Source organism: Thermosulfurimonas dismutans, from assembly GCF_001652585.1.
In the GTDB taxonomy this organism is placed as follows: Bacteria; Desulfobacterota; Thermodesulfobacteria; order Thermodesulfobacteriales; family Thermodesulfobacteriaceae; genus Thermosulfurimonas; species Thermosulfurimonas dismutans.
In genome coordinates, this window is the sequence record NZ_LWLG01000010.1 from 1 (window position 1) to 21,253 (window position 21,253).

General features: G+C 50.9%; 20 protein-coding genes and 1 tRNA gene. 9 read left to right on the forward strand and 12 right to left on the reverse strand.

Going from position 1 to position 21,253, the window contains the following annotated elements; translation table 11 throughout:
- The first annotated feature begins 97 nt into the window (after positions 1-97).
- The 5 genes from TDIS_RS06850 (at position 98) to TDIS_RS06870 (ending at position 4,580) form a co-directional block, all read left to right on the forward strand.
- A complete protein-coding gene (locus tag TDIS_RS06850; protein ID WP_068670661.1) occupies positions 98-1,780 on the forward strand; it encodes a flagellin N-terminal helical domain-containing protein in 1,683 nt (560 codons plus the stop codon).
- 62 nt (positions 1,781-1,842) lie between these two features.
- The gene (locus TDIS_RS06855; protein WP_153303798.1) at positions 1,843-2,226 is read left to right on the forward strand and encodes a flagellar protein FlaG; all 384 of its coding nucleotides are present in this window, start codon (positions 1,843-1,845) and stop codon (positions 2,224-2,226) included.
- Positions 2,227-2,546: 320 nt separating this feature from the next.
- Positions 2,547-3,878, forward strand: a complete 1,332-nt coding sequence (fliD, locus tag TDIS_RS06860; protein ID WP_068670663.1) for a flagellar filament capping protein FliD — start codon at positions 2,547-2,549, stop codon at positions 3,876-3,878.
- Entirely contained in the window at positions 3,875-4,330 is a 456-nt protein-coding gene (fliS, locus tag TDIS_RS06865; RefSeq protein WP_068670665.1) for a flagellar export chaperone FliS, read from the forward strand. The genes fliD and fliS overlap by 4 nt, the downstream gene beginning before the upstream one ends.
- Positions 4,296-4,580: a hypothetical protein gene (locus tag TDIS_RS06870; protein ID WP_153303799.1), complete on the forward strand. Its 285-nt coding sequence runs from the start codon at positions 4,296-4,298 to the stop codon at positions 4,578-4,580. Before fliS ends, TDIS_RS06870 begins: the two co-directional genes overlap by 35 nt.
- Positions 4,581-4,629: 49 nt before the next feature.
- Here TDIS_RS06870 and flgL read toward each other — a convergent pair whose 3' ends face one another.
- The 12 genes from flgL to TDIS_RS06930 form a co-directional block, all read right to left on the reverse strand.
- Complete coding sequence (gene flgL, locus TDIS_RS06875) at positions 4,630-5,571, reverse strand: flagellar hook-associated protein FlgL (protein ID WP_068670669.1); 942 nt, start codon at positions 5,569-5,571, stop codon at positions 4,630-4,632.
- An 11-nt stretch (positions 5,572-5,582) separates the two neighbouring features.
- Positions 5,583-9,146: a flagellar hook-associated protein FlgK gene (flgK, locus tag TDIS_RS06880; RefSeq protein WP_068670671.1), complete on the reverse strand. Its 3,564-nt coding sequence runs from the start codon at positions 9,144-9,146 to the stop codon at positions 5,583-5,585.
- A 2-nt stretch (positions 9,147-9,148) separates the two neighbouring features.
- Positions 9,149-9,487 (reverse strand): hypothetical protein, encoded by a 339-nt coding sequence (locus tag TDIS_RS06885; RefSeq protein ID WP_068670673.1) that lies wholly within the window; start codon positions 9,485-9,487, stop codon positions 9,149-9,151.
- Positions 9,480-9,836, reverse strand: a complete 357-nt coding sequence (locus TDIS_RS06890; RefSeq protein ID WP_068670675.1) for a rod-binding protein — start codon at positions 9,834-9,836, stop codon at positions 9,480-9,482. Before TDIS_RS06890 ends, TDIS_RS06885 begins: the two co-directional genes overlap by 8 nt.
- Positions 9,837-9,847: 11 nt before the next feature.
- On the reverse strand, positions 9,848-10,927 hold the full coding sequence (locus TDIS_RS06895) for a flagellar basal body P-ring protein FlgI (RefSeq protein WP_068670798.1): 1,080 nt from the start codon (positions 10,925-10,927) through the stop codon (positions 9,848-9,850).
- A 23-nt stretch (positions 10,928-10,950) separates the two neighbouring features.
- Entirely contained in the window at positions 10,951-11,646 is a 696-nt protein-coding gene (locus tag TDIS_RS06900; RefSeq protein WP_068670677.1) for a flagellar basal body L-ring protein FlgH, read from the reverse strand.
- Entirely contained in the window at positions 11,646-12,386 is a 741-nt protein-coding gene (gene flgA / locus TDIS_RS06905) for a flagellar basal body P-ring formation chaperone FlgA (RefSeq protein WP_068670679.1), read from the reverse strand. Before flgA ends, TDIS_RS06900 begins: the two co-directional genes overlap by 1 nt.
- Before the next feature lie 3 nt (positions 12,387-12,389).
- Positions 12,390-13,172: a flagellar basal-body rod protein FlgG gene (gene flgG / locus TDIS_RS06910; protein WP_068670681.1), complete on the reverse strand. Its 783-nt coding sequence runs from the start codon at positions 13,170-13,172 to the stop codon at positions 12,390-12,392.
- A gap of 15 nt (positions 13,173-13,187) precedes the next feature.
- Positions 13,188-13,955, reverse strand: coding sequence for a flagellar basal-body rod protein FlgF (gene flgF / locus TDIS_RS06915; RefSeq protein WP_068670683.1), 768 nt, complete (start codon positions 13,953-13,955; stop codon positions 13,188-13,190).
- Positions 13,956-14,088: 133 nt separating this feature from the next.
- The gene (locus TDIS_RS06920; protein ID WP_068670685.1) at positions 14,089-15,678 is read right to left on the reverse strand and encodes an AsmA family protein; all 1,590 of its coding nucleotides are present in this window, start codon (positions 15,676-15,678) and stop codon (positions 14,089-14,091) included.
- A gap of 6 nt (positions 15,679-15,684) precedes the next feature.
- Positions 15,685-16,758 (reverse strand): LptF/LptG family permease, encoded by a 1,074-nt coding sequence (locus tag TDIS_RS06925; RefSeq protein ID WP_068670687.1) that lies wholly within the window; start codon positions 16,756-16,758, stop codon positions 15,685-15,687.
- Positions 16,755-17,840, reverse strand: coding sequence for an LptF/LptG family permease (locus TDIS_RS06930; RefSeq protein WP_068670689.1), 1,086 nt, complete (start codon positions 17,838-17,840; stop codon positions 16,755-16,757). The genes TDIS_RS06925 and TDIS_RS06930 overlap by 4 nt, the downstream gene beginning before the upstream one ends.
- Before the next feature lie 16 nt (positions 17,841-17,856).
- On the opposite strand from TDIS_RS06930, the gene TDIS_RS06935 reads away from it, so the two are divergent.
- The 4 genes from TDIS_RS06935 to TDIS_RS06950 all read left to right on the forward strand — a co-directional run bounded on the left by TDIS_RS06935 (position 17,857) and on the right by TDIS_RS06950 (position 21,245).
- The gene (locus tag TDIS_RS06935) at positions 17,857-19,413 is read left to right on the forward strand and encodes a hydantoinase B/oxoprolinase family protein (RefSeq protein WP_068670691.1); all 1,557 of its coding nucleotides are present in this window, start codon (positions 17,857-17,859) and stop codon (positions 19,411-19,413) included.
- Positions 19,413-20,540, forward strand: a complete 1,128-nt coding sequence (gene hemW / locus TDIS_RS06940) for a radical SAM family heme chaperone HemW (RefSeq protein WP_068670693.1) — start codon at positions 19,413-19,415, stop codon at positions 20,538-20,540. Before TDIS_RS06935 ends, hemW begins: the two co-directional genes overlap by 1 nt.
- Before the next feature lie 71 nt (positions 20,541-20,611).
- A tRNA-Gly gene (locus tag TDIS_RS06945) sits at positions 20,612-20,686 on the forward strand.
- Between the two features lie 91 nt (positions 20,687-20,777).
- Entirely contained in the window at positions 20,778-21,245 is a 468-nt protein-coding gene (locus TDIS_RS06950) for a ribosome maturation factor RimP (protein ID WP_068670704.1), read from the forward strand.
- Positions 21,246-21,253 lie beyond the last annotated feature (8 nt).

A 21,253-nucleotide genomic window follows, 5' to 3' on the forward strand; every position in this document is an offset into this window, starting at 1 on the left:
AGGGAGGGTCCAAGGGTCTTTAAAGTTTTTCCCACCACTTCCGATACGTATAACAGAAAGGCAGATAAAAAGGAAAACAAAGCTAGGAGGTGTAGCCATGGCCTTAAGAATTAACTTCAACTACGAAAGTGCTTCAACGCACACGGCGTTGAAGGCCAACGAAAGAATGATGAACCAGTCGCTCCTGCGCCTTTCTACGGGATTACGTATCCTTTCAGCGCAGGACGACGCGGCGGGGCTTTTCATCGCCGACCAGCTCTCGGTGGTGGCGGCCGGTCTTTATCAAGGTAACCAGAATATTCAAACCGGACTTTCGGCTCTCCGGATTGCGGAGAACAGTTTAGGACAGATTTTCACCAAGCTTCAAGCTATGTATACAAGGGTTGAAAGTGCTGCGAATGATATTAACGATGTAAACGCTAGGGCGGCTCTTCAACGGGAAATTGATAATTTTAGAGATGCCATCGATAAAATCGCTGCAGACACCGAGTATAACGGGATTCACCTTTTGAACGGAGATTTCCAGGGCAAAAAAATCCACTATGGCGCCAGGAAAGATCAGACGGTTACCGTTAATATATCTAACATGAGGGCTTCCCAGCTAGGAGCTTATCTTGAGACCGGAAACGGAGGGGTTAGTACTAAATTTGAAGCCCAAACCAGTGGAGGAAGTCTAGCTAATTTTACTGCTAATGTTAATACTGTAGCCAATAATTTTGTTCTTTCCGGGACTAGTGAATATGTAAGAATTGCTGGGACAACGGTTTATCAGGGAGATGCTACTACTAACTATTTGATTGACGCCAAAAGTCTAGCCGACGCTATTAATAGCAATGATACTTTAAGCAATCTTGGGATCACAGCTACAGCTTCTAACACTAGTACTGCGGATACTACTTACAATACAGCCAATGTAGTAAATGCTAGTGCTACTGCAGCGGCCGGTGCTAGTGATGAAACTTTTACTGTTTACCTGAATTTTTATATAGGAGATGGTTCAACTTCTTTTCAAGTACAACTCGGGACAATTACGGTTGCAGCTGGTTCTACTACTGTTTCTAAGAATATAGCTGATCTTGATACTTTAGTGAATCGTATTAATACCGCTGCTGGGGCTGCTGGAGCTCCGATTGTAGCAACCAATAGCGATGGAAAACTTCAGCTAACCACCAATGATGGAGAAACTATTGGTATTGAAGCTCAAGTTACGGCCCCTGCCGGCACAAGTGCGGCGCCTGATGTCACCATAGATTTTAGCCAACTTTTACAAGGGGGAAATAATGCTCTCCAAGTGGCAAGTGCTTTGGCAGCTGGTACTTCGGAGTACGGTGGTCAAGTGAAGGTAGGAACCATTAATATTGGTGGAATTGATAGCTTTCTTTTTGAATATGCTGGTGTCTCTGGAACTACTAGTGGAAATGTAGGATTTAATTTTACCGATACCAGTGGAACTAATGTGGGATTAACCTCTATTACGGCCATTGATGTTTCCAGTAATAGTAATGCTGAAACTTACTTGCTCGTTGTGGAGAAAGCTCTTCAAAAAGTGGATAAGGTCCGCTCCCAGATTGGTGCCATCATGAACAACCTGCAGTCCATCTATGATGCCCAGAAGACAGCCTACGACAACACCAAGGAGGCCGAGAACGTCATCCGGAACGTGGACTATGCCGAAGAGATGAGCCGATTCACCACCTTCCAGATTCGGATGCAGAGCGGTATCGCGATGCTGGCCCAGGCCAACCAGTTGCCGCAGCTGGTACTCCAGCTTCTCCGATAATCTAACTAGCCCCGGCCCCACCTGGGGCCGGGTTTTTTTAATATTGGAGCGGGGGCGTAGAAATGAAAGTGCTAGCAAGTATGAGTCAGGCCGTTTCCCCCGAAATAAGGGCCCCGGCAAAAGGGAAGGCCATCTCGAATGAGGAAGCTTTTAGTATTTTGAGAACCGGTGTTGCCCCTTTTAAAAAACCCTCCAGACAAAAGTCTCAAAATACGGAAATAAACTCTCAAGAGCTGAAAAAACTCATTGAAGAGCTCAAAAAGAAATTCGATCTCTTCAGTAAATATCTCAAGATCGAGATAGACGATGAGTTAGACATTCCGGTAGTAAAAATTGTGGACAAGGAAACCAACCAGGTCATTCGGCAAATTCCTCCGGAGTATCTGCTCAAGATTATGAAGAACATCGATCAAATGTTAGGGGTTTTGGTGAACAAAAAAGTGTAAATAGGTTGCAAAAAGGAATAAATTTCGGTTTTTGGAATGTTTTCTTGAAATAAGGGTATATTATAACTAAAAAGACCTCTAAAAACTTCCCGTTTTCGCTAGGGAGTTCCCCCGGATCCTTTTTTTAGTATTTTATTATTACGGTTTCTTATAGAGATTTCTCCCCTTTGGAAGGGGGAGCAGGGGAGTTCCAAGACCCCCACCCGGCCTCCCCTTACAAGGGGAGGAGTTGATCCCTTTCTAAGGTGGGAACTAGCATTTAAGTCTCCAAGGTCTTTAGCCGATAAGTAGAGTAGAAATTGATAAGGTAGGGGGCCGGAATGGCAGGAGAAATTTATCTTAGTAATTTGACAGGGGCCTTCGATTCTGCGGGCATAGTGGAAAGGATCATGCAACTCAAGGCCCGTCCCCTTGAAGTCCTGGCCCAGAAAGAGCAAATCCTTCAGGTCAAAAAGCAATCCATAGACGACCTAAAATCCACGGTCGATTCGTTGGAGACTTTCTTTACGGATGCCAATATCGAAGAGCTCTTCAAGGCCAAGAGTGGAACTTCCTCGAATACCGACGTGGTTTCCGTGTCGGTGGATCAGACCGCCCCGGACATCTCCTTCGATGTTACGGTCTCCCAGCTTGCCCAGAAGGAAATCCGCGTTTCAAGTACCGGGGTCTCGGACCTTACCACTATCTTGAGCACCGCTACCTTCACCCTGCGGTACAACCTCACCGGCACAAGCTACGAGGAATACACCATCGACTTCGGAGGCGGAACGCTCGAGGATCTAGTAAACGCCATCAACTCCGCCCAGAGCCGGGTGGAAGCCAGTGTATACTTCGACGGCAGCACGTACAAGTTGCTTCTTTCCGAAGCCGATGAAGGGGCCTCTACGGTTGAGACCGACACCGTAGGCGGCACCTATGCCATAGAAATCTCTTCCGGGGCTTTGCCCACGGAACTCGGAGCCCTTGACACCAATGTCATCCAAGAGGGCAAGAACGCACAGCTCCAGGTGGGGACCGGGAGTCCGGTCTACAGCCCCACCAACACCTTCGAGAACCTCATTTCAGGCGTGACCCTTACGGCTAAGGCCGCAGGCACAGCCCAGATCTCCATCTCCGAGGACTATTCCCAGGTTTCAGGATTTCTCAATAACTTCGCCCAAAACTACAACCAGATTATCGACAAGATCCGGGAATTCACGGACCTCAAGACCGGTATCTTCTTGGGCGAAAATTTTGTAAATTCCTTGGAATCTTCACTCTCCAATCTCCTTGAGCCCTTAATCGAAAAAGGCCTTATCGAGTTCGACGACACGGGCCATATCTCCATCAACACCGAGAACTTGAACCAACTTCTGGAAACCAACGCGGAGGAAGTCAAAAACACCCTTAGCCAGCTAAAAACTGGCTACAGCCAGTATCTAGAGATAGAAACGAATTACTTGGGAAGCCTCTCCTCGCAGTACGAAGATCAAATCAATAGGATTGAAGAAGAGGCCCAGAAGATTCAAGAACAACTGGCCCGCGAGGAGGCACGGCTCAGGCAAGAGTACGGCAAGCTAGAGGTCTTCATGAACGAGGCCCAAAACACCATTCAGAGGCTTCAGGACTACATCGTAACCTTATCACAAATGTGGGGAGGTAATAAAAAATGACGACTAATCCTTACCTTGAAAACATGGTAAAGACGGCAAGCCCCGTAAGGTTGGTGGTATTGCTCTATGATCGGGCCATATCGAGCCTCAAGACGGCCTTGGAATTCATGGAAAAGAAAGAGGAAGACCCTGAGGAGCTTCAGAAAAAACTCGAAGCCCTTTCCAAGGCCGCGGATATCATCGCCACCTTGGACGGCACCCTTAACTTTGAAAAAGGGGGCGAGATCGCCCAAAAGCTTCACGAAATCTACGACTCGCTTCTTAATGAGCTGGTCACCCTCAGCGCCAAAGACAATCCCGAGATCGTAAGGAAAATGATCAAGATCCTTGAGGAACTTCGAGAGGCCTGGCAGGATGTGGAAAAGGAGGTTAAGGTGAACGGAAACGCCGGGCCGCAGGCCGTGAGGAAGACCCCAGATGCCCAGTCTCAGGGAGTGGTTGCTACGCTGTAAGGAGGACCTAGCCCAAAAGGATCTGGATCGTCTTCTCGAAGACTTCAGACATTTCCAAGCCCTTCCCTTGAAGGGTCTTAGCCTTGAGGAGGCTCGGGAGTGTGCGGCTCTTCTGGAGGAGCTTCTCCTAGAGGCCGAAGCCCTAAAGGCTGATTATGAGACGGGGCTTTCCGGATTATCGGAAATACGCGAACGTCTCCACACTTTTTTTCAACAGTTGCGTTACTTATTATTGTCCCACAACTTGTAGGATGCGGATTTATTAGGGGCGGGTATAAAGCCCGCTCCTACCAATTCCCTTAAATGAAATTCACCAAACTGAGTCCCATGGTCTGCGTGGCAGCCTTTAAGGCGGCTTCGTAAGCGGTGCGCTTGGCGTTTAAATTGGTCACGGCCTCGAGGTAGTCGGCCTCTTCCACCTCGCCCAGGTTACCGATGAGCACGTCTTTGAGCCCTAGATAAAGATTGTCCTTGAGTTCCAAGTGATCCATCCGAGCTCCGAGGGCCGAACGTTCCTCTAAAATATGGTTCAGTACTCGATCAAGACGACCGATGTGGGTTTGGATGTCCTCGATCTCCTTTCTAGGATCGGGAACGTTGTTGGCGGAAAGGGTCTTCTTTAGGCCAATTAGGGTCTGAAACAATTCGGAAGCCATGAGGACCTCTTCTCCGTTATGGGCAATCAGGATCTTCCTCCCTTGGGTGTAGCCCATATAGAAGTCCTCAGAACCTCCGTTATAGACCACCCGTTCCACCACTTCTCCGTTGGGGAGAGTCTCCTTAATCAGTTCAAAAGGCCTCTCCCCTTCGGGATAACCTGATGGACGGTTGCCGGCAAAGACATAGCGGTCGCCGTGCTGGGTGTTGGCCAGGGCTAGGGCTTCCTCAAGCAGGCCTTCGATCTCCGCGGCGATGGCCTGGCGGGTGCTTGCGTTCTGGATATCGTTGGCGCCCTCTAGGGCCAGTTCCTTGGCTCGCTCGACCACCTTTTTTAAACCGTCAAGGGCCCCTTCCACGGTGCGAAGGAAACTCTTGGCTTCGCGGATACTTTCCTGATAGCGCTCAATCTCTTTAAGGGCCTTACGGTAGCCAAGGGCGTAAGAAAGCTCCACCGGAGCCTCTGAAGGCCGGGTATACTTTTTGCCCGTAGCGATCTGCGTCTGATATTTGTAGATGTCCTCCGTAATATGCTCGAGATCGGTAAGAAGACCGCCGTAGATAGTCCTCAAACTAAGACGCATGAGTTATCCCCCTAACGCTTGGACTCGATCAAAGTCATGAGCATCTCGTCCGTAGTAGTCAGAAGTTTGGCCGCCGCCGCAAAGGCCTGCTGATACTTCATGAGGTTGGCCATCTCCTCGTCCAAAGAGACCGCGGAGATGGAATCCCGCATAAGCTGGAGCTGTTTGATAAGATCTTCCATAAAGGTCTTGGCCTCGGAAACCCGTTTCCCGGCCACGCCGATCTCACCAACCACCGCAGTGTAGTAGTCGTACAGGCTGGCTTCGCCCAAGGCTTCCCGTTTGGAGTCTGAAAGATCCGAAATTCTCAAGGCGTTGCGGTTGTCTCCAGACTTAATATCGAAGCCCTGAAGGGTATCGGCCAACGCCTGTGTTCGTCCGAAGACCCTTCGCGCCAGATAGGTAGCCAGATTACCTTCCTCTGTGGTTCCTAAACTGGATTCCAGTCTAAAACGTACCCAATCAGGCCGCCCGTCGTTGTTGCGATCAGAGTCCTTTACACGGATCACGAGCCTGCCGGAATCATCCTCCTTTACCTCAAAATCCGCCTGACCGTCACCGTCTGAGTCTAGGGAACGGAGCTGAGAGATGAAATCGTTGAGGGTAAAGCTGGCTCCAAAACTAAGGGTTTCGGTGTGCACGATATTGTTGTCGGCGTCCTGGTAATTGATCACGATGTCCTGGGGGGAAAAGCTGTCGCCCGTGGAGACCGCCTCGTCCGTAAGGAAATACCAAGTATTGGTGTCGGAATCAAAACGGTTGGCGTACACGGTTCCGGAAAAGGCCTCCCGGCGAAAGGCATCGGTGACCACAAAGCTGCGGGTGTCGTAAAGACCGGTAGTCTTTACGAGTAAGCGTCCGTTGGCGTCGATCTCGGCCGAAAGCCCCCAGCGGGCGTTTTCGGTGGCGTTGTATTTGTTGACGATTTGGATGAGCCCCTGGTCGGTAGTAAGAGTCACCCGGAAAGGATCCACCACTTTATTGGCGGTATCGGTATCAATGGGCTTGCCAGTTTCATCATAGACCCAGTTCTCAAGGGTACCCATGGTAAAGGTTAGCTCATAAGGTGTTCCGGCATCGAGCTTTATTTTTCCCCAAGAACGGGCCGTATCGTCGCTTTCGATCACAAAATAGGCTATTTCCGGGGGAGCTCCGCCTTTATCTAGAGCCATGACCACCTGGCCGTGATCTATATAGGCCTTTAGATTGGTGCTTCCATCGATGGCCGTTATCAGATCCTGAAGATTGGTGGCTCCAGAAAAAGTTTCTGAGCCCACTTCTTCCCCCTGAGAATTGAAATAGCGTATCGTAAGCGTTCCCGAAAAACTTAAAGAAGCGGGGTCAAGGCTTCCGATATTTCCTACGTACTGCGTAGGCTTTACCAAAGGTTCGAGTCCGGAAAAGATTTGAGAATCGTTTACAGGATCTCCGGTATGTATATACTGCGGCACCCATACTCCCTCATCCCGAAGGTAGGCCAAAAAAGAACCCGTAGTATTCGGATCCTCCACACCGAGTTCAAAATAGGCGTACGATTTGGAACTGTTCGGATCGAGGCCCAGAACAAGGCGTCCCTCCACATCTATATAGGCCCGCAAGCCTTCTAGGGCATCCAGTTTATCCAAGATGTCTGCAAGACTATCCCCAGAAGCCACATCCACCCCGAGCTCCTCAACCAGCTTCCCCTGAGCATCAAAAAACTTGACGTAAAGGGTATGGTCCGGTTCGGAAAAGATGAGACTATCCGGATTGACTATGGCCTTGCGGCTCCGGTAAAGACCGGTCACAGGGATCTCGCTTCGCCAGGCCTCCCGATCAAGTCGTGCCGCAGCTACGTATTCCGGATGAACCGAGAGAAGTTCATTCACCTCAATACTGGCCGCATCTATCCCGGTAAAAAAGACGTTAATGCCGGTGGAGGCCAGGATACCGGAAGTGTCGTTGGAGAAGGCAAAGGCCCAGCCCTCCTGGGCCTGAAAGACTAACCGCCCATTTCGAACGGTAGCCCTAACCGTTTGATTGGGATCAAACCCCTGGGCCAAAATAGCCGCATTAATCTGATCGGCAACATCAGTAAGTAAGGCGTCTGAGGGGAGTTCGAAGTCCACTCTAACCGGAGTAAGGTTGCCACTGGGATCTTTAATCCAGATAAAAAGGCTACCATTGCGGTTGAGATCCAAAAAGAAAGGAAGGGTCTTGATGTAATCTGCGGTCTGGTAAGTGCCCTCTAATTCCCCAGTAAAGAACTTGAGGCCAACCCCTTCGGAGTGGATCCGATTTATGGCCCGAATGAGCTCCTCGGCGAAGGCCGAAAGTTTTCCGGTGAGGTTTAATTCCTTCACCCGGTAATTGAGACCGGGCTCATCGAAGCGTCCGAAATCGAGGGGTGAACGTGTAAAGGCAAACTCAAGTTCTCCTGACCCCCGATAGGCATCCTTGATAAAGATCCGACCATCCTTGAGATAGGCGGTAACCGTAAAACCATAGGCCTTTTCGATCTCGTCAAGGAGATCCCTTACGGTCTTGTCAAGATCCTCGATGCTTTCGATCCTAAAAGAACCGCTTACGGCGTTTCCGAAATGATCCGTCCCGGAAAATTCAAAGGTATCCCCCACCGAGAGACCAAGTTCTCGAAAAGTAGTATCCTCAAAAAGAGGACTACCATCTTCTTTGATAATAGCCCTGGTAGAAGAGACATATTCGTGATTCCACTCGTCGGATATTTGTTCCAAAATCCTCAGCCAACCCCCAAATTCTCCGCCTGAGATTTCCTGACTGGTAAGACGGGCCCTTTCTCCTCGGTGTCCCACCCAATAAACTTCGGTCCCGGAAAGATCAAGCTCCCAGGAGCGGTCTACATCTACCAAGTTGAAACCCCGACCGAGGATAACATTGTAGGCCCCGTCTTTGTTTTCGAAGTAACGGATAGGGGCCAGCTTTGAAAGTTCGGCTATCAGGCGATCCCGCTGATCACGGAGATCGTTGGCTTGATGCCCTCCAGTCTCTGCCGCCGTTATTTGCAAATTGATCTCTGCGATTTCCTTGGCCAAACGATTGATTTGTTCTACAATACTTTTAAGTTTTTGGCCTACGTTGTCCTCAAGCTCCTTTAAAGTCCGGAATTTTTCCGAAATATTTTCCGCAAGTAGCTTGCCCTTTTCCACCACTAAACGCCTTTCCGGAAGCCCCTCCGGCCGGTTGGAGAGCGTCTGCCAGGCAGAGAAAAAGTCGTTGAGGAGTTGCGAAAGACCAAGTTCACCGGTCTCATTGAAGATGGACTCCACAAGCCGCATACCGGTCTCTTCTGCAGTAAAAAAGCCCAAATCCGTGCGTTTGAGATTAAGGTTGGCCTCAAGAAAGACATCAAAGTAGCGTTTGATCTGATCAATCTTGACTCCGCTTCCGATAGGACCTACCGGGGATGGAGAAGGTGGATAAGGAGTAGTTACAATTTTCTGCCGGCTGTAGCCCTCAGTATCAACATTAGAGACGTTGTGACTGGTCACATGAACCGCAGTCTGAAAAGCCAAAAGGGCGTTCTTGGCAATATTCAGGGCACTTGTAATACCGGACACGCCTAAGCCTCTCGGGAAATGATTTGGGCTCCAGCCGAAGAAACTCCCTCGCCGGCGTGGGAGTAAAAGGTCTCGGGTTTCATGGATTTAGAAAGCACCCGAAAGGCCTCCTCAATAAAGGAAAGACCAGCCTCGATCAAGGCCTTGTTACGTTCGTTTAGCTTCAGAACCTCTTCGAGAAGCTCCCGGTCGTCCTCGGAGAGCCCTTCTTCTTTAGCCTTTTCCACTAGCCGCGCCTTGTAAGAAGCCGTGCGCAAAACACTTTCGATAGCCCCTTTGAGAAGGGCCTCCCGTTCTTCTTCAAGGGCCTTTTTGAGTTCCAGAAGGGTCTTCTTAGCCATCTCTACCTCCTTTTTCGGCATTTTTCGACTTTGGCATAAATTTTTCTTCGGGGAGATAGCGAGAAAGCTCTCGATATAAGAGGTCCGAAAGCCCCAAACCTCGTCCGGCAAGCTCTCTCGAAATCTCCTGATAAAAGAGATCCCGGTAGATCTTGATCTCAAGACCCTCCGGGAAAAATCCGCTACGCATGACCGTACGATCAAGCCCTTTGAGGATCTGGTGAAGCAACAGGCCCTCGAATTCTCGGCAGGCCTTTTTCAGGGCCGAACGGGGATCTTTCTGGGCTAGACTCTGCAAGCGTCGCAATTTTTCAAAACTAGAAGTTGGATAGTAACCGTAAGCCTTCATATCCATGCCCCCTACATAATCACCAGTTCGGCCTGAAGGGCACCGGCGGCCTTAATAGCCTGAAGCACGGCGATGAGGTCCCGGGGAGTGGCCCCCACGGCGTTAAGCGCCCTCACTAGCTCTCCGATGCTGGCCCCTTCCTCAAGCACTACCACCCGGGCCTTCTCCTCTTTGGCCTTGACCTCGGTTCGGGGAACCACCACGGTCTCGCCCCTGGCAAAGGGCTGGGGTTGAACCACCTGCGGGGTCTCTCGTATCTCCACGGAAAGGTTCCCATGGGCTACTGCCACCCGAGAGACCCGCACATTCTCGCCTATGACCACCGTGCCGGTACGTTCATCAATAACCACCCGAGCGGGCACATCCGGCTCGACCTCAAGATCACCAACGTCTGCGAGCAACGCCACCACTCGTCCGCGGTACTTTGGAGGTACAAGGAGCTTAATCGTGCGTCCATCCAAAGCTTGAGCGAAAGGGCCATGCAGATAAGCGTTGATAGCCGAAACGGCTCGAGAAACCGTGGTAAAGTCTGCCTCACGAAAAGAAAGGGTGAGGGCCTCCTTACCATTCAGATCCACCGGAACGGTTCTCTCCACGATGGCCCCGTTGGGGACCCGGCCCACGGTGGGATGATTGACCTGTACCGAGGCTCCGGCTCCTCCGGCTCCGAATCCTCCGATGGAAACTGGCCCCTGGGCCAAGGCGTATACCTGCCCATCCGGCCCTTTTAGAGGAGTCAATAGCAAGGTTCCTCCTTGGAGACTTTTGGCGTCTCCGATGGAAGAGACCAGGACATCTATCCGCTGACCAGGCTTCACGAAGGGGGGAAGCTCGGCGGTAACCATAACAGCGGCCGCGTTTTTGAGCTTCACCTGAGCCCTGGGGACCCGAATTCCGAACCGCTCGAGCATGTTCACGATGGACTGAACCGTAAACTTGGTCTGGTCGCCGTCGCCAGTTCCTTTAAGACCCACTACTATGCCGTAACCCACGAGGAGATTACTCCTTACGCCCTCCACCGTAACAAGGTCCTTGATACGGGCCGCCAATCCCGACCCGAAAAGTAAGAGAAACCAAAGCACGAAAACCATTACCCTCTTCACCTAATTTCCTCCTAAAAGAGCCAGATAATATGGAGAAGCTGAGCCACCCAGCCCGGCCCCCTTATGATCTCTTTGTTGGGGCCTTTTCCGCTGTATTCCAGGGTGACATCCGAAAGCTGGGTGGAAAGCACGGCGTTGTCGGCGTCGATGTCTTGGGGTCTGACGATTCCGGTTAGCACAATGTATTCCAGATCGGCGTCTTGTTTGACCACCCGCTTGGCCTGCACCACCAAGTTGCCGTTGGGTAAAACTTTCACCACCCTAGCCGTAATAGTGGCCGTAATAGAGGTATTCCTTTGGCTTTGAGACTGAGCGTTCAAGTTGTATTGATAGGAGGAATCAAACATGGGATTGGCTGTGAATCGATGATTGTAATCTTCCATAGCCTTCTCGTATCCCAAAAGCTTTGCGATACCGGCCTTGATCCCGGTAGACCGAGAACCCTTGTTGCTTACTTGCTGGGAACTCTGGTAGCTTTCCACGATCTTGATGGTTACCAAGTCCCCTACCCGTCTGGCCCGGTGATCTTCGAAAAAGTAGAGACCACCGCCTTCAGTAAAAAGGGAACCCTCCGAAACGGGAGAGGGCTTTCCGGCCTTGATCTCAGGCACCTCCGGCGGTGGAGGGGGCACAATGGCCTCCGGCTTAGTGGTAGTACACGCCGACAGGATCAAAACCAATATCATGGCCCACCATGCCCACCGCATCAGAAACTCACCTCCACGGTGTCCGACGAAACTACCCGAGCGTAAATTTCTTTTTTGCTTGAGAGATTCCGGACCCGGATGATCTCCCCCATACGACCGTCTTGCCGGGCCTGGCCCTTGGCCACCACCGTAAGGTAAGAGGTACGGGCCAGGATTTTTACGATCTGGTTTCGCCGGATAATCGGTGGCTTTTCGATTTGGGAAAGTCGCAAGACCTTTCCGGCCGAAAGGCTGTACTTGACCCTTTTACCGAGGGCCTGGGAAGGATCAGTAAGCACATCGTGGGGAAGTCTGGTGAGTGGTCGAGGCTCAAGAGCCAAGACCTCTTTGGTAAGGATGGCCCCTCTAGCTACCGGTCTAGAAAGAACAACCACCGGAAGCAGGACCTCCACATATCCCACCAGCCTCACCCGAGCGATCAAACGACCATCCTTGAGATAGTCCACCAGGAGAGTATTGGAACCGGCCTGAGGATGGTTAACAAAATGGATTCTTTCTTCGGCCCCGTCTGGAATTTCAACCGGAAGGGGTTCCACGGCTAACCGTAAAATTTCTATCCGTTCCGTCGGCCAAGGGAGTCTTTCGGCCACCACCCTCTGGAAAAGTTCTCGGAAATAGGATTCTTCAAGCCTCTTGGCATGCACAAAACTTGAGGCCCAAAGCAACACGATAAAGGACCACAAGGCCAGAAATCCCAAGAAGATGAGAACCCGACCTATCCTGAAATCCCCCGTCTTCATGGCTTACCTCTTGAGGTTATTGGCAAGCTCAAGCATTTGATCCGCGGTGAGAATACCCTTGGAGTTGGCCTCGTAGGCCCGCTGGGTAATGATCATCTTGACCATTTCCTCCACCACGTCCACGTTGGACATCTCCAGATACCCCTGAGCAATGGTGCCGAGCCCCTGAGTTCCGGGGTTACCCTCAATGGGATCACCGGCAGCGTCTGTAGCACGGTAAAGATTCCGGCCAATGGCATCCAGACCTGCGGGATTGGGAAAATCATAGATGAGGAGCTGGGTCTGGGCCAAAGTATTGCCATTGGCATCCAAGGCCGTGATCATACCGTCCGGGGTGACCTCGATCCGAACCGTGCCGGTGGGCACCACAAACTCCGGCTGTAGCCGAGCCCCGTTGGCGGTCACGATGTAGCCATCCCGATCGATCTTGAAGTTTCCGGCCCGGGTGTAAAGTTCCTCCCCGTTCACCAGAACCTTAAAGAATCCCCGTCCCTCGATGGCCCAATCCAACTCCTGATTGGTCTGCTGATACTCGCCTTGAGTGAAGAGCTTGTGAATGGCAACCGGTCTTACCCCTAAGCCGATTTCCATGCCTACCGGAACCTGAGTTCCCTCCGCGGTGACCGCTCCGGCCATCTTGAGCTTTTGATAAAACAGATCCTCAAAATCCACCCGGCTTTTTTTGAAACCGGGAGTGTTCACGTTGGCCAAATTGTTGGCAATGGTGTCGAGCTGAAGCTGCTGTCCCTGCATTCCGGTAGCCGCACTCCAGAGCCCTCTAATCATGTCTTGACCTCCTTATTAAGTTCTTGAGGCCGTCTCTATGAGACGCCCGGTAGCCTCGTCCGAGGCCTTCAAGGCCTTTTGGACGGCCTCAAATTCACGATGGATCTCAATCAGAGAAACAATTTCCGTCAAAGGATTGACATTGGATTTTTCGAGGTACCCCTGCCGGAGCTGAAAGTCTTCGGCCGGGACTTCCCGGACCCCTTCGGCCACAAAGAGATTTTGGCCCAGTTTCCGAAGCTTAGAGAGGTCATCGAAGGTTACGATGTCCAGACGAGCCACGGTGGTACCGTCCACGGAGATGGTACCATCCTCGTAGATAAGAAACTTCTCGGTAGGCAGGGTGATAAGCCCCCCTCGAGCCAGACCTGGGTCCACGATCACCGGGGCACCGTTGGCCAACACTGGATAGCCCTCCGGGGTTACCAAGCGGCGATCCCGATCGATCCGGAAGTTACCGGCCCGGGTGTAGGCTATCCCCTGGGGAGTCTGAACCTTGAAAAAGCCCTCTCCAACAATGGCTAGATCCAAAGGATTTCCAGTAGGCTCGAGTTCACCTTGTTCAAAGATGGTCCTTTGGGTAGTCTCCTTGAAGATTCGCTGGTACCGGGGCCCAATCTTCCGCATGAAGACCTCGCGAAAGGAAAGGGCCTCACGCTTGAAACCGGGGGTGTCCACGTTGGCCAGATTGTTGGTGGTAACCGCAAGCCGCCTCTCAAGGAGCCTCCCGGCTTCAAGCCCTTCCAATAAACCCAGTTGAGGATTGACCTTAAGTCCACGCATGACACCAAAATCAATGCAAGGGATGTGCCATTGGAGAAGCGAGTGGATCCAAAGGAAAGCGGCTATCAGGAGGATCTTTTGCCCGTCTAGGTACTTATAGAATAGGAAAATTTTTCCGCTCGGAAAGATTTTCCTAGAGACCCAAAAGGCCCTTGAGTTTTTCCTCGATTGTTTCTTTTAATCTCCGTTCCAAGGGCCGAGATCTAAGAATTACTCTGGGTTTGCGGTAAGGCCCCTTTACCAGGACCGTAAGCTCCACTTCTCCCTTATCGTTTAGGAAGTGTCTGGCAAAAGGAAGACGCTGTGTCAATCTTTTGGACAATCCTGGAGAAAAGACGAGGTCAAAGGGCATATCGAGGTACCCCTCGAAATCGAGGGTGCCTGAGGGAAGGCTAGCAGAAAGCATAGGACCTACAAGTTCAGCTTTGAGAAAGAGTCGTTGGTCTTTGACCTCAAACTTTCCTCGCCCGTAGGAAAAGAGAATAATCTTGAGCTCCGGGAGATTGAGGAGTCGAGACAGGACTTCGGTAGCCGGAATGCCGGAGAGTTCAAGGGGTTTGACCTCAAAACCACCTTGACCGGCAAGCGTTCTCTTGACCTCCTCAAGGCTCAGGCCAGCTCCGGCAAACTCCCCCTCATAGCTGATTTGGCCATTAATTTTGCCGGGCAGATCAGGGTGAAGGCCGGAAAGAATTTCAGCCACCTCGATACCGACCCCGGTCTTCCTCACTTTCCAAGAAGGGACACGTGTTCTGAGATCGGCCTCTAGGTGGTCCCTTACCTTGCCTCCAGCCACCTCTCCCTGAAAGTCTGAAGTAAGTTTGCCGTCTCTAAAGGTAGCTATAAGTCGCGAGTTAAGGAGAGCTAGTTTCCGATAGATAATCTTCGTCAAGGTTATCTCTACCCGGGCCTTAGCCACCGGTATAAAAATAGTCGAGGATAGAGAACTCGATCGGGATGTCCCGGCCTGCGAAACCTGCCTTTTCTCAAACCCGCTTCCCTTGAGAAAAGGATTAAGGTCCAAGGTCTGGCCAGAAAGATTGACTTCGAGCTCAGGGGCAGACAGGTAGTCCTTTACTTTAACCACCAGCCTAAAAGGTTCCTTGAAGAGTTCAAAATCAGCTCTGGCAGAAAGCCCTTCCGGACTCAAAGAAGCCTTGACTTCAAAGGGGATCTCCATCTCGGGAAGGTCTCCGGTCTCGTCCTTGAAAAGCAACTTGCCGTTTCGAACCTCTAAATTCGGGATTAGCAAGGTCAAAACGGCTTTACCGAAAGCCTTCCCCCTAGAAGACGCGGCAGATTCCCCATTCTCCCTGCGGGTATCTTCTTTTTTGAGAATTTTCAGGGTTTCCCAGTTGAAGACCCCTTTTCTATCCTTTACCACCCGGAGGTAGGGACTATCGATTTCGGCCTTGGTAATAACAACCTTCTTCCTCAATAGAGGAAGTAATCGAAACTTGACCCTTAGGCCCTTGAGGCGGACAAAATCCGTTTGACCATCGCTTTCCTTTATGGTCAGCCCTTTAAGGAGTATCCCTTTAAATAAGCCTACTTCAATTTTTTGGAGTTCTACCTTGCGCCCGAGAAGGGTCTCGGCTTTGGAGATCGTAAGATTGCGGATCTTTTCGGGCTTCAAATAGATATGAACCAGGAGGGCCAGGGCTGCTATAAAACCCACCAAAAGGAGCCCTAAGGTTACAAGGAAACGATAAAAAGTCTTCATTCCCCCTCAATAAGAATAGCGTCTTAAAAAGATGATAGCCAACAAAGTGGGCAAGATCAAACTCAAAGGGAGGGCGAGATACGGAGAGATATACCCTCCGGCTGAAAGGATCTTAGCCGAAAAGATGAGGGCGTAGGAGGCCACGATGATGAGAAGTCCCGCCGAAAGCCCCTTGGCCGAAGCCCTTTTACCCCGAAAACACAGAAAGGCCGTGAGAGCAGGAAATAGCATCACGGGCGCCAGGAAAGGATAAATCAAACGAAATACCATCTCTGAGAGGGGTTCGGCTGCTGAAAGGCCGGAGTCCTTGAGAAACCGATATCTCTCATAGAGCTCTCGAAGAGCCAAAGCCTTGAGAGGACGCTTTACCGAAAGCATAACCCCTGGCGAAAAAGGTATGTCAAATTCTTGACGATCAAAGATCTGGGGTTGAAAATTTCGGATCTTGTTTTCCACGACCCCGTGTTCGAGCAACCAACGTTTTTTCCCTAAAAAACGGGCCCTTCGGGCGTAAAGGATACGGACAGGAAGAAGGTCCCGGTGTTCAACAAAAAAGAATTCGGCCAGCCATTCGCCGCCGGGCTCAAGGGGTTTGGCGGAAAGCATAAAATCTCGACCGGTAAGAAAGAGCTTGCCCTCAGCAAGAAGACTTTGGGGGCGTTGGCCCTTAATTCGAACCTCCCAGGTATAGAGGGCCTGATAGGCACTTCGGGGCAAAGTCAAAGCTAGAAAGACCGAAGCCCCCAGGGAAAGGAGAAAGGCCACTGCCAGATAGGGTCCTATAAGCTTGCGGGGAGAAAACCCCAGACTTCTCAAAGCAAGAAGTTCCTGTCCCCGGGAAAGATAGGCCAGGGCCGCCAGGGCCGCAAAGGCCATAGCTGAAGGCCATATCTGAAAAAAGATTTCTGGAATCTTGAGCGCGAGATAAACCAGAAAATAATGGAAGGGGACTTTCTCTGAAAGAACATCCTCAAGCCTTTCAAAGAATTCCACCAATAGATAGAGGCCGGAGAGAGCCAGGACGAAAAGGGGAATAAAGAGCTTTAAGGGAGAAAGTAAATAGCGCTGATAGAGCCTCATCGTCCCTCTCTCTTCTCAAAGTCACGAAACAGGAAAAGTGCCAGACCCAAGAAGAAAAGATTGGGCCAGGCCAAAGCTAGAAACGGAGGGAGCTTGCCCCCTTCCGCCAGGGTGGTTCCAAACGAAAATAATAGATAATACAAGAGATAAAGGAGAAGGCCGGCAGCCAAGGCCAATCCCCGTCCTGAAGCTCTAAGCCTGGCCCCCAAGGGAAGCCCCAAAAGTGGAAGAATGAGGGCCGAAAAAGGGTAAAAAAGCCGTTGATAGAACTCCGCAAGGTATTTGCGACGCTTGCGAAGAGGAAGCTTGGGGTCTCGGGCCTTCTTTAACAGAGCCCCCAAATCTAACTCTCCGCGCTTAAATTCCCTTTTCTTTATCAGCCTTTCCATCGGAATCCGATAGATGTAGGTGCCGAAATAGAAATTTTCGGCCTCCGAAAGATCCTTTGAAAGGAAATGGCCTTCTCCCTTCTCGAGACGTAGTTCTATTTCACCTCTTTTTATCCGTAATTCTCCCTTTTCGGCATAGACAAATCCCACCTTTTGATTACCACTCTCCTCAAAGAGATAAAAATCCTTGAAACGAAAGCCCTTTTTAACTTTATGAGCATAAAGAAGAAGGCCCGGGAACCAATCCACAGGGGTCTTTTCTGGTAATCCTTTTTCAAGCCGACGTTTAAACACCCCAAATAGGGTATCCCGCATATGACGCTTGGCTACCGGGAGGAAGACGAGGTTAAGAACGAGAATGATCAGGAATATGACTAACGAAAAATAAGTTACTGGAATTAAAAGTTTTCGAGGAGATACTCCGAGAGCCGAAAAAGCCAGGATCTCCTGGTCATGAGCCAAACGCATAAAAGCCAATAAAGTTCCAGTAAGAGCCGCTAGAGGAAGAGCAAAAGGCAAAAGAAAGAATAGTAAGTAACCAGAAAAACTTATCAAATCAGAAAAGGTGCCACCTTTTTGGAATAATTCTGGACCAAAATCCATTATTCTAGTTAAAAAGAGCAAGAAAAGAACTACAAAGAGAGCGACTAAAAAGTTTGAAAGAATCTCCCTTATGAGATATCTTTTGAGCACGTATTGATTTTAGACTATGGGTGGCTTCTCTGCCATAGAACTTTCAGTCTTTTACGCCCTTTTTACCTCGGTGGCCGAGGAGATGGGGACAGTACTCCAGCGTTCGGCTTTCTCTCCCAATATCAAGGAAAGGAGAGACTTTTCCTGTGCCCTTTTCGATGGCCAAGGCCAACTATTGGCCCAGGCCGCCCATATCCCAGTTCACTTGGGAGCCCTTCCGGACACCGTGGCCGAAGTTCGGCAGGCATTCGAACTTCGGCCCGGAGACGTAGTGATCACCAACGATCCCTACCGGGGAGGAACCCACCTTCCGGATATCACTCTCATAAAACCGGTCTTCGTAAAAAACGCGCTTTCTTTTTTCTTGGCCGTGAGGGCCCATCATGCGGATGTAGGTGGTAAACATCCCGGCTCCATGAGCCTTGCCCGGCACATTGAAGAAGAAGGCCTTTTGATTCCGCCCACCAAACTTTTTGCAGAAGGCAAGTTCAATCATGAATTTTGGGAAAACTTTCTTTCTAAGGTAAGAGGGCGGGAAGAACGAGAGGGCGACCTGAGGGCCCAGTTGGCCGCCCTTGAGCGGGGGGAAGTACGACTGGTGGAATTGATAGCCCGTTACGGTTTAACCGAACTCCAGAACAGGGGGAAGGAACTTCAGGCGTACTCGGAACACTATATGCGTGAAATCATAAAAGAGATACCTCCAGGACGTTACTTCTTTGAAGATTATCTGGACGATGACGGTCTGAACACTAACCGTATAGCCATCAGGGTTAGGATAGAGAGCCTAGGCGAAGAGGTAGTCGTAGATTTCAGGGACTCGGCCCCTCAATTAGAAACCAGTCTTAACGCCGTGCGTTCCGTAACTCGAGCAACGGTCTTTTACGTCTTCTTATGTCTTTCCGGAGGGCTCATCCCTCCGAACCAGGGAGCCCTCAGACCTTTGAAGATCCTTACTGAGCCCGGGACGGTGGTGGACGCCGTTTATCCGGCCCCGGTGGCCGGAGGCAATGTAGAGACCTCCCAGAGGATCGTTGATGCCCTTTTGGGGGCCTTGGCCCAGGCTCTACCGGAACGTATACCGGCGGCTTCATGTGGTTCCATGAACAATATAGCCTTTGGCGGCCTTTTCCAGGGTCGGGAGTTCGCCTACTACGAGACCATCGGGGGCGGCATGGGCGGAAGACCGGGAGCCCCCGGCCTTTCCGGAATTCATACCCATATGACTAATACCTTGAACACCCCCATCGAGGCCCTGGAACAGGGACTCCCGGTGGTAGTGGAGCGGTACGCCTTGAGGGAACGTTCCGGCGGGAGAGGGAAATTCCGGGGCGGCGACGGGCTTATCAGGCGCTTCCGCTTCACCTCTCCGGCCACGGTGAGTCTCCTTGCGGAGAGACGAAGACTGGCGCCTTATGGTCTTTTCGGAGGCGAACCGGGTAAAAGAGGACAAAATGTCTACTTCGACCGTTACGGACGCAAACACATCCTTCCTGGAAAGGTCACCCTGGAGGTGGCCGCCGGAGAGGTCATTGAGATCCGTACTCCCGGCGGTGGGGGCTATGGGAAATAATGGAAGCGGCCCTTTATTTACATGTTCCCTTCTGTCGGCAAAAATGTCCCTATTGCGACTTTTACTCGGTACCCACAAAGCCAGAGGAGAAGATCTATCTCAAGGCCGTCCTACGGGAGGCCGAAATCTGGAAATCTGCGATCTCCGGAGACCTGAGCTTTGTGACCTTTTATGCCGGAGGCGGGACTCCCTCCCTCCTGTCTCCCTCTTTCTATGAAAAACTCTTTGAAGGCCTTGGCCGACTTTTTGACTTCCGGCCCGAAGAGCTCACCCTAGAGGCCAACCCCGAAGGTTTAAACCGGGGGATACTTACGGCTTACCGAAAGGTGGGCTTTAACCGATTGAGTCTGGGACTTCAAAGCCTTTCCGAAAAGGGGCTCAGGGCCCTGGGGAGGAGACACACCCTGGAGAAGGCCTTCCGGGCCATTTCGGATGCAAGGGAGTCCGGGTTCGAAAATCTATCTGTGGATCTCATCTTCGGCTGGCCTGGAGAAACCCTAGAGGATCTCCAGAGGGAACTCGAAGGTATCCTCCGAATTTCTCCGGAACATCTTTCTTATTACGAGCTCACCCCAGAGAAAGGCACGCCTCTTTTTGAGGAGCTGGCGGCGGGGCGAACTCGGCTTCCCGAGGAGGATACAGTAGTAAGCATGTATCTAACCATTCACGAAAGCCTCTCCGCGGCGGGCTACCACCATTACGAAATCTCAAACTACGCCCGACCGGGCCATACCTGCCGCCACAACCTCTTTTACTGGAAGGCCCTCCCCTATTTAGGGCTTGGACCGGGAGCAGCCTCTTTCCTAGAGAACAAGCGCTATCGCACCCCCCCAAACCTCACTCTATATTATCGCGCTCTTTCCGAGGATAAATTTCCGGCCATCCTTGAGGAGACCCTTTCCCCGGAAGAGGCCTTCCGGGAGGCCATCATCTTAGGCTTGAGGCTCCTTGAAGGCGTTTCAGCCCTCGAGCTCTACCGTCGCTTTGGTTTTGATCTTTTTCAAATCTTCTCCCAAGAGCTCGAAAAGCTCCTAAAAACCGGCTTAATAATCAAAGAAGGAGATCGGCTTAGGCTTAGCCTTCGCGGCGTTATCCTCTCAAATCAGGTTAAACTTTATTTTCTTTAAAGAATCCCCAACTTTTGGCCAAATTCTAGCCTGATTGACTTTTAAGATGAAAGCGTTATATATAGTAATGGGCGGGCATAGCTCAGGGGTAGAGCATCAGCTTCCCAAGCTGAGGGTCGCGGGTTCGAATCCCGTTGCCCGCTCCAAAAAATTTAGATGCCCAAAAAGTGGGCCTGAGTGCCCACTTTTTTGTTATGGTCTCCTGAAAAGGGGATGGGAGCTTAAAGAAGGGGAAATATGGAAAAGGAGAAATTAATAAAAGAAATCTGGGAACTGGCCGAGCCATTGGTACTCGCCAAGGGGATGGAGTTGGTGGAGGTAGAATGGCAACGGGAGCGACAGGGCTGGGTACTGCGGCTTTATATTGACAAACCCGGAGGGGTAACCCTCGGAGACTGTGTAAAAATAAGCGAAATCGTGAGTGATTTATTAGATGCCAAAGACCTCATCCATCATTCCTATCACCTGGAGGTCTCCTCTCCAGGTATAGATCGGCCTTTAAGGAAAAAGGAGGACTTCAAGCGTTTTGCTGGAGATAAGGTGAAGATCAGTTTAAAAACACCCCTTGAGGGAAGGAAGAACTTTACGGGCATTCTCAAGGGTATAGAGGGTGAGGAAGTGATCCTTGAAGTGAGTGAGGGCGAGGTAAGGATCCCTTATGGAGAAATAAAGAAGGCCCATCTTAAGGCCGAAATCGAATTCTAAGGGGTGGA

Bases quoted from the DNA above. Each gene is read 5' to 3' on its own strand.
- TDIS_RS06850 (WP_068670661.1), top strand. From the start codon at position 98: ATGGCCTTAAGAATTAACTTCAACTACGAAAGTGCTTCAACGCACACG.
- TDIS_RS06855 (WP_153303798.1), top strand. From the start codon at position 1,843: ATGAAAGTGCTAGCAAGTATGAGTCAGGCCGTTTCCCCCGAAATAAGG.
- fliD (WP_068670663.1), top strand. From the start codon at position 2,547: ATGGCAGGAGAAATTTATCTTAGTAATTTGACAGGGGCCTTCGATTCT.
- fliS (WP_068670665.1), top strand. From the start codon at position 3,875: ATGACGACTAATCCTTACCTTGAAAACATGGTAAAGACGGCAAGCCCC.
- TDIS_RS06870 (WP_153303799.1), top strand. From the start codon at position 4,296: ATGCCCAGTCTCAGGGAGTGGTTGCTACGCTGTAAGGAGGACCTAGCC.
- flgL (WP_068670669.1), bottom strand. From the start codon at position 5,571: ATGCGTCTTAGTTTGAGGACTATCTACGGCGGTCTTCTTACCGATCTC.
- TDIS_RS06885 (WP_068670673.1), bottom strand. From the start codon at position 9,487: ATGGCTAAGAAGACCCTTCTGGAACTCAAAAAGGCCCTTGAAGAAGAA.
- TDIS_RS06890 (WP_068670675.1), bottom strand. From the start codon at position 9,836: ATGAAGGCTTACGGTTACTATCCAACTTCTAGTTTTGAAAAATTGCGA.
- TDIS_RS06895 (WP_068670798.1), bottom strand. From the start codon at position 10,927: ATGGTTTTCGTGCTTTGGTTTCTCTTACTTTTCGGGTCGGGATTGGCG.
- TDIS_RS06900 (WP_068670677.1), bottom strand. From the start codon at position 11,646: ATGCGGTGGGCATGGTGGGCCATGATATTGGTTTTGATCCTGTCGGCG.
- flgA (WP_068670679.1), bottom strand. From the start codon at position 12,386: ATGAAGACGGGGGATTTCAGGATAGGTCGGGTTCTCATCTTCTTGGGA.
- flgG (WP_068670681.1), bottom strand. From the start codon at position 13,172: ATGATTAGAGGGCTCTGGAGTGCGGCTACCGGAATGCAGGGACAGCAG.
- flgF (WP_068670683.1), bottom strand. From the start codon at position 13,955: ATGCGTGGACTTAAGGTCAATCCTCAACTGGGTTTATTGGAAGGGCTT.
- TDIS_RS06920 (WP_068670685.1), bottom strand. From the start codon at position 15,678: ATGAAGACTTTTTATCGTTTCCTTGTAACCTTAGGGCTCCTTTTGGTG.
- TDIS_RS06925 (WP_068670687.1), bottom strand. From the start codon at position 16,758: ATGAGGCTCTATCAGCGCTATTTACTTTCTCCCTTAAAGCTCTTTATT.
- TDIS_RS06935 (WP_068670691.1), top strand. From the start codon at position 17,857: ATGGGTGGCTTCTCTGCCATAGAACTTTCAGTCTTTTACGCCCTTTTT.
- hemW (WP_068670693.1), top strand. From the start codon at position 19,413: ATGGAAGCGGCCCTTTATTTACATGTTCCCTTCTGTCGGCAAAAATGT.
- TDIS_RS06950 (WP_068670704.1), top strand. From the start codon at position 20,778: ATGGAAAAGGAGAAATTAATAAAAGAAATCTGGGAACTGGCCGAGCCA.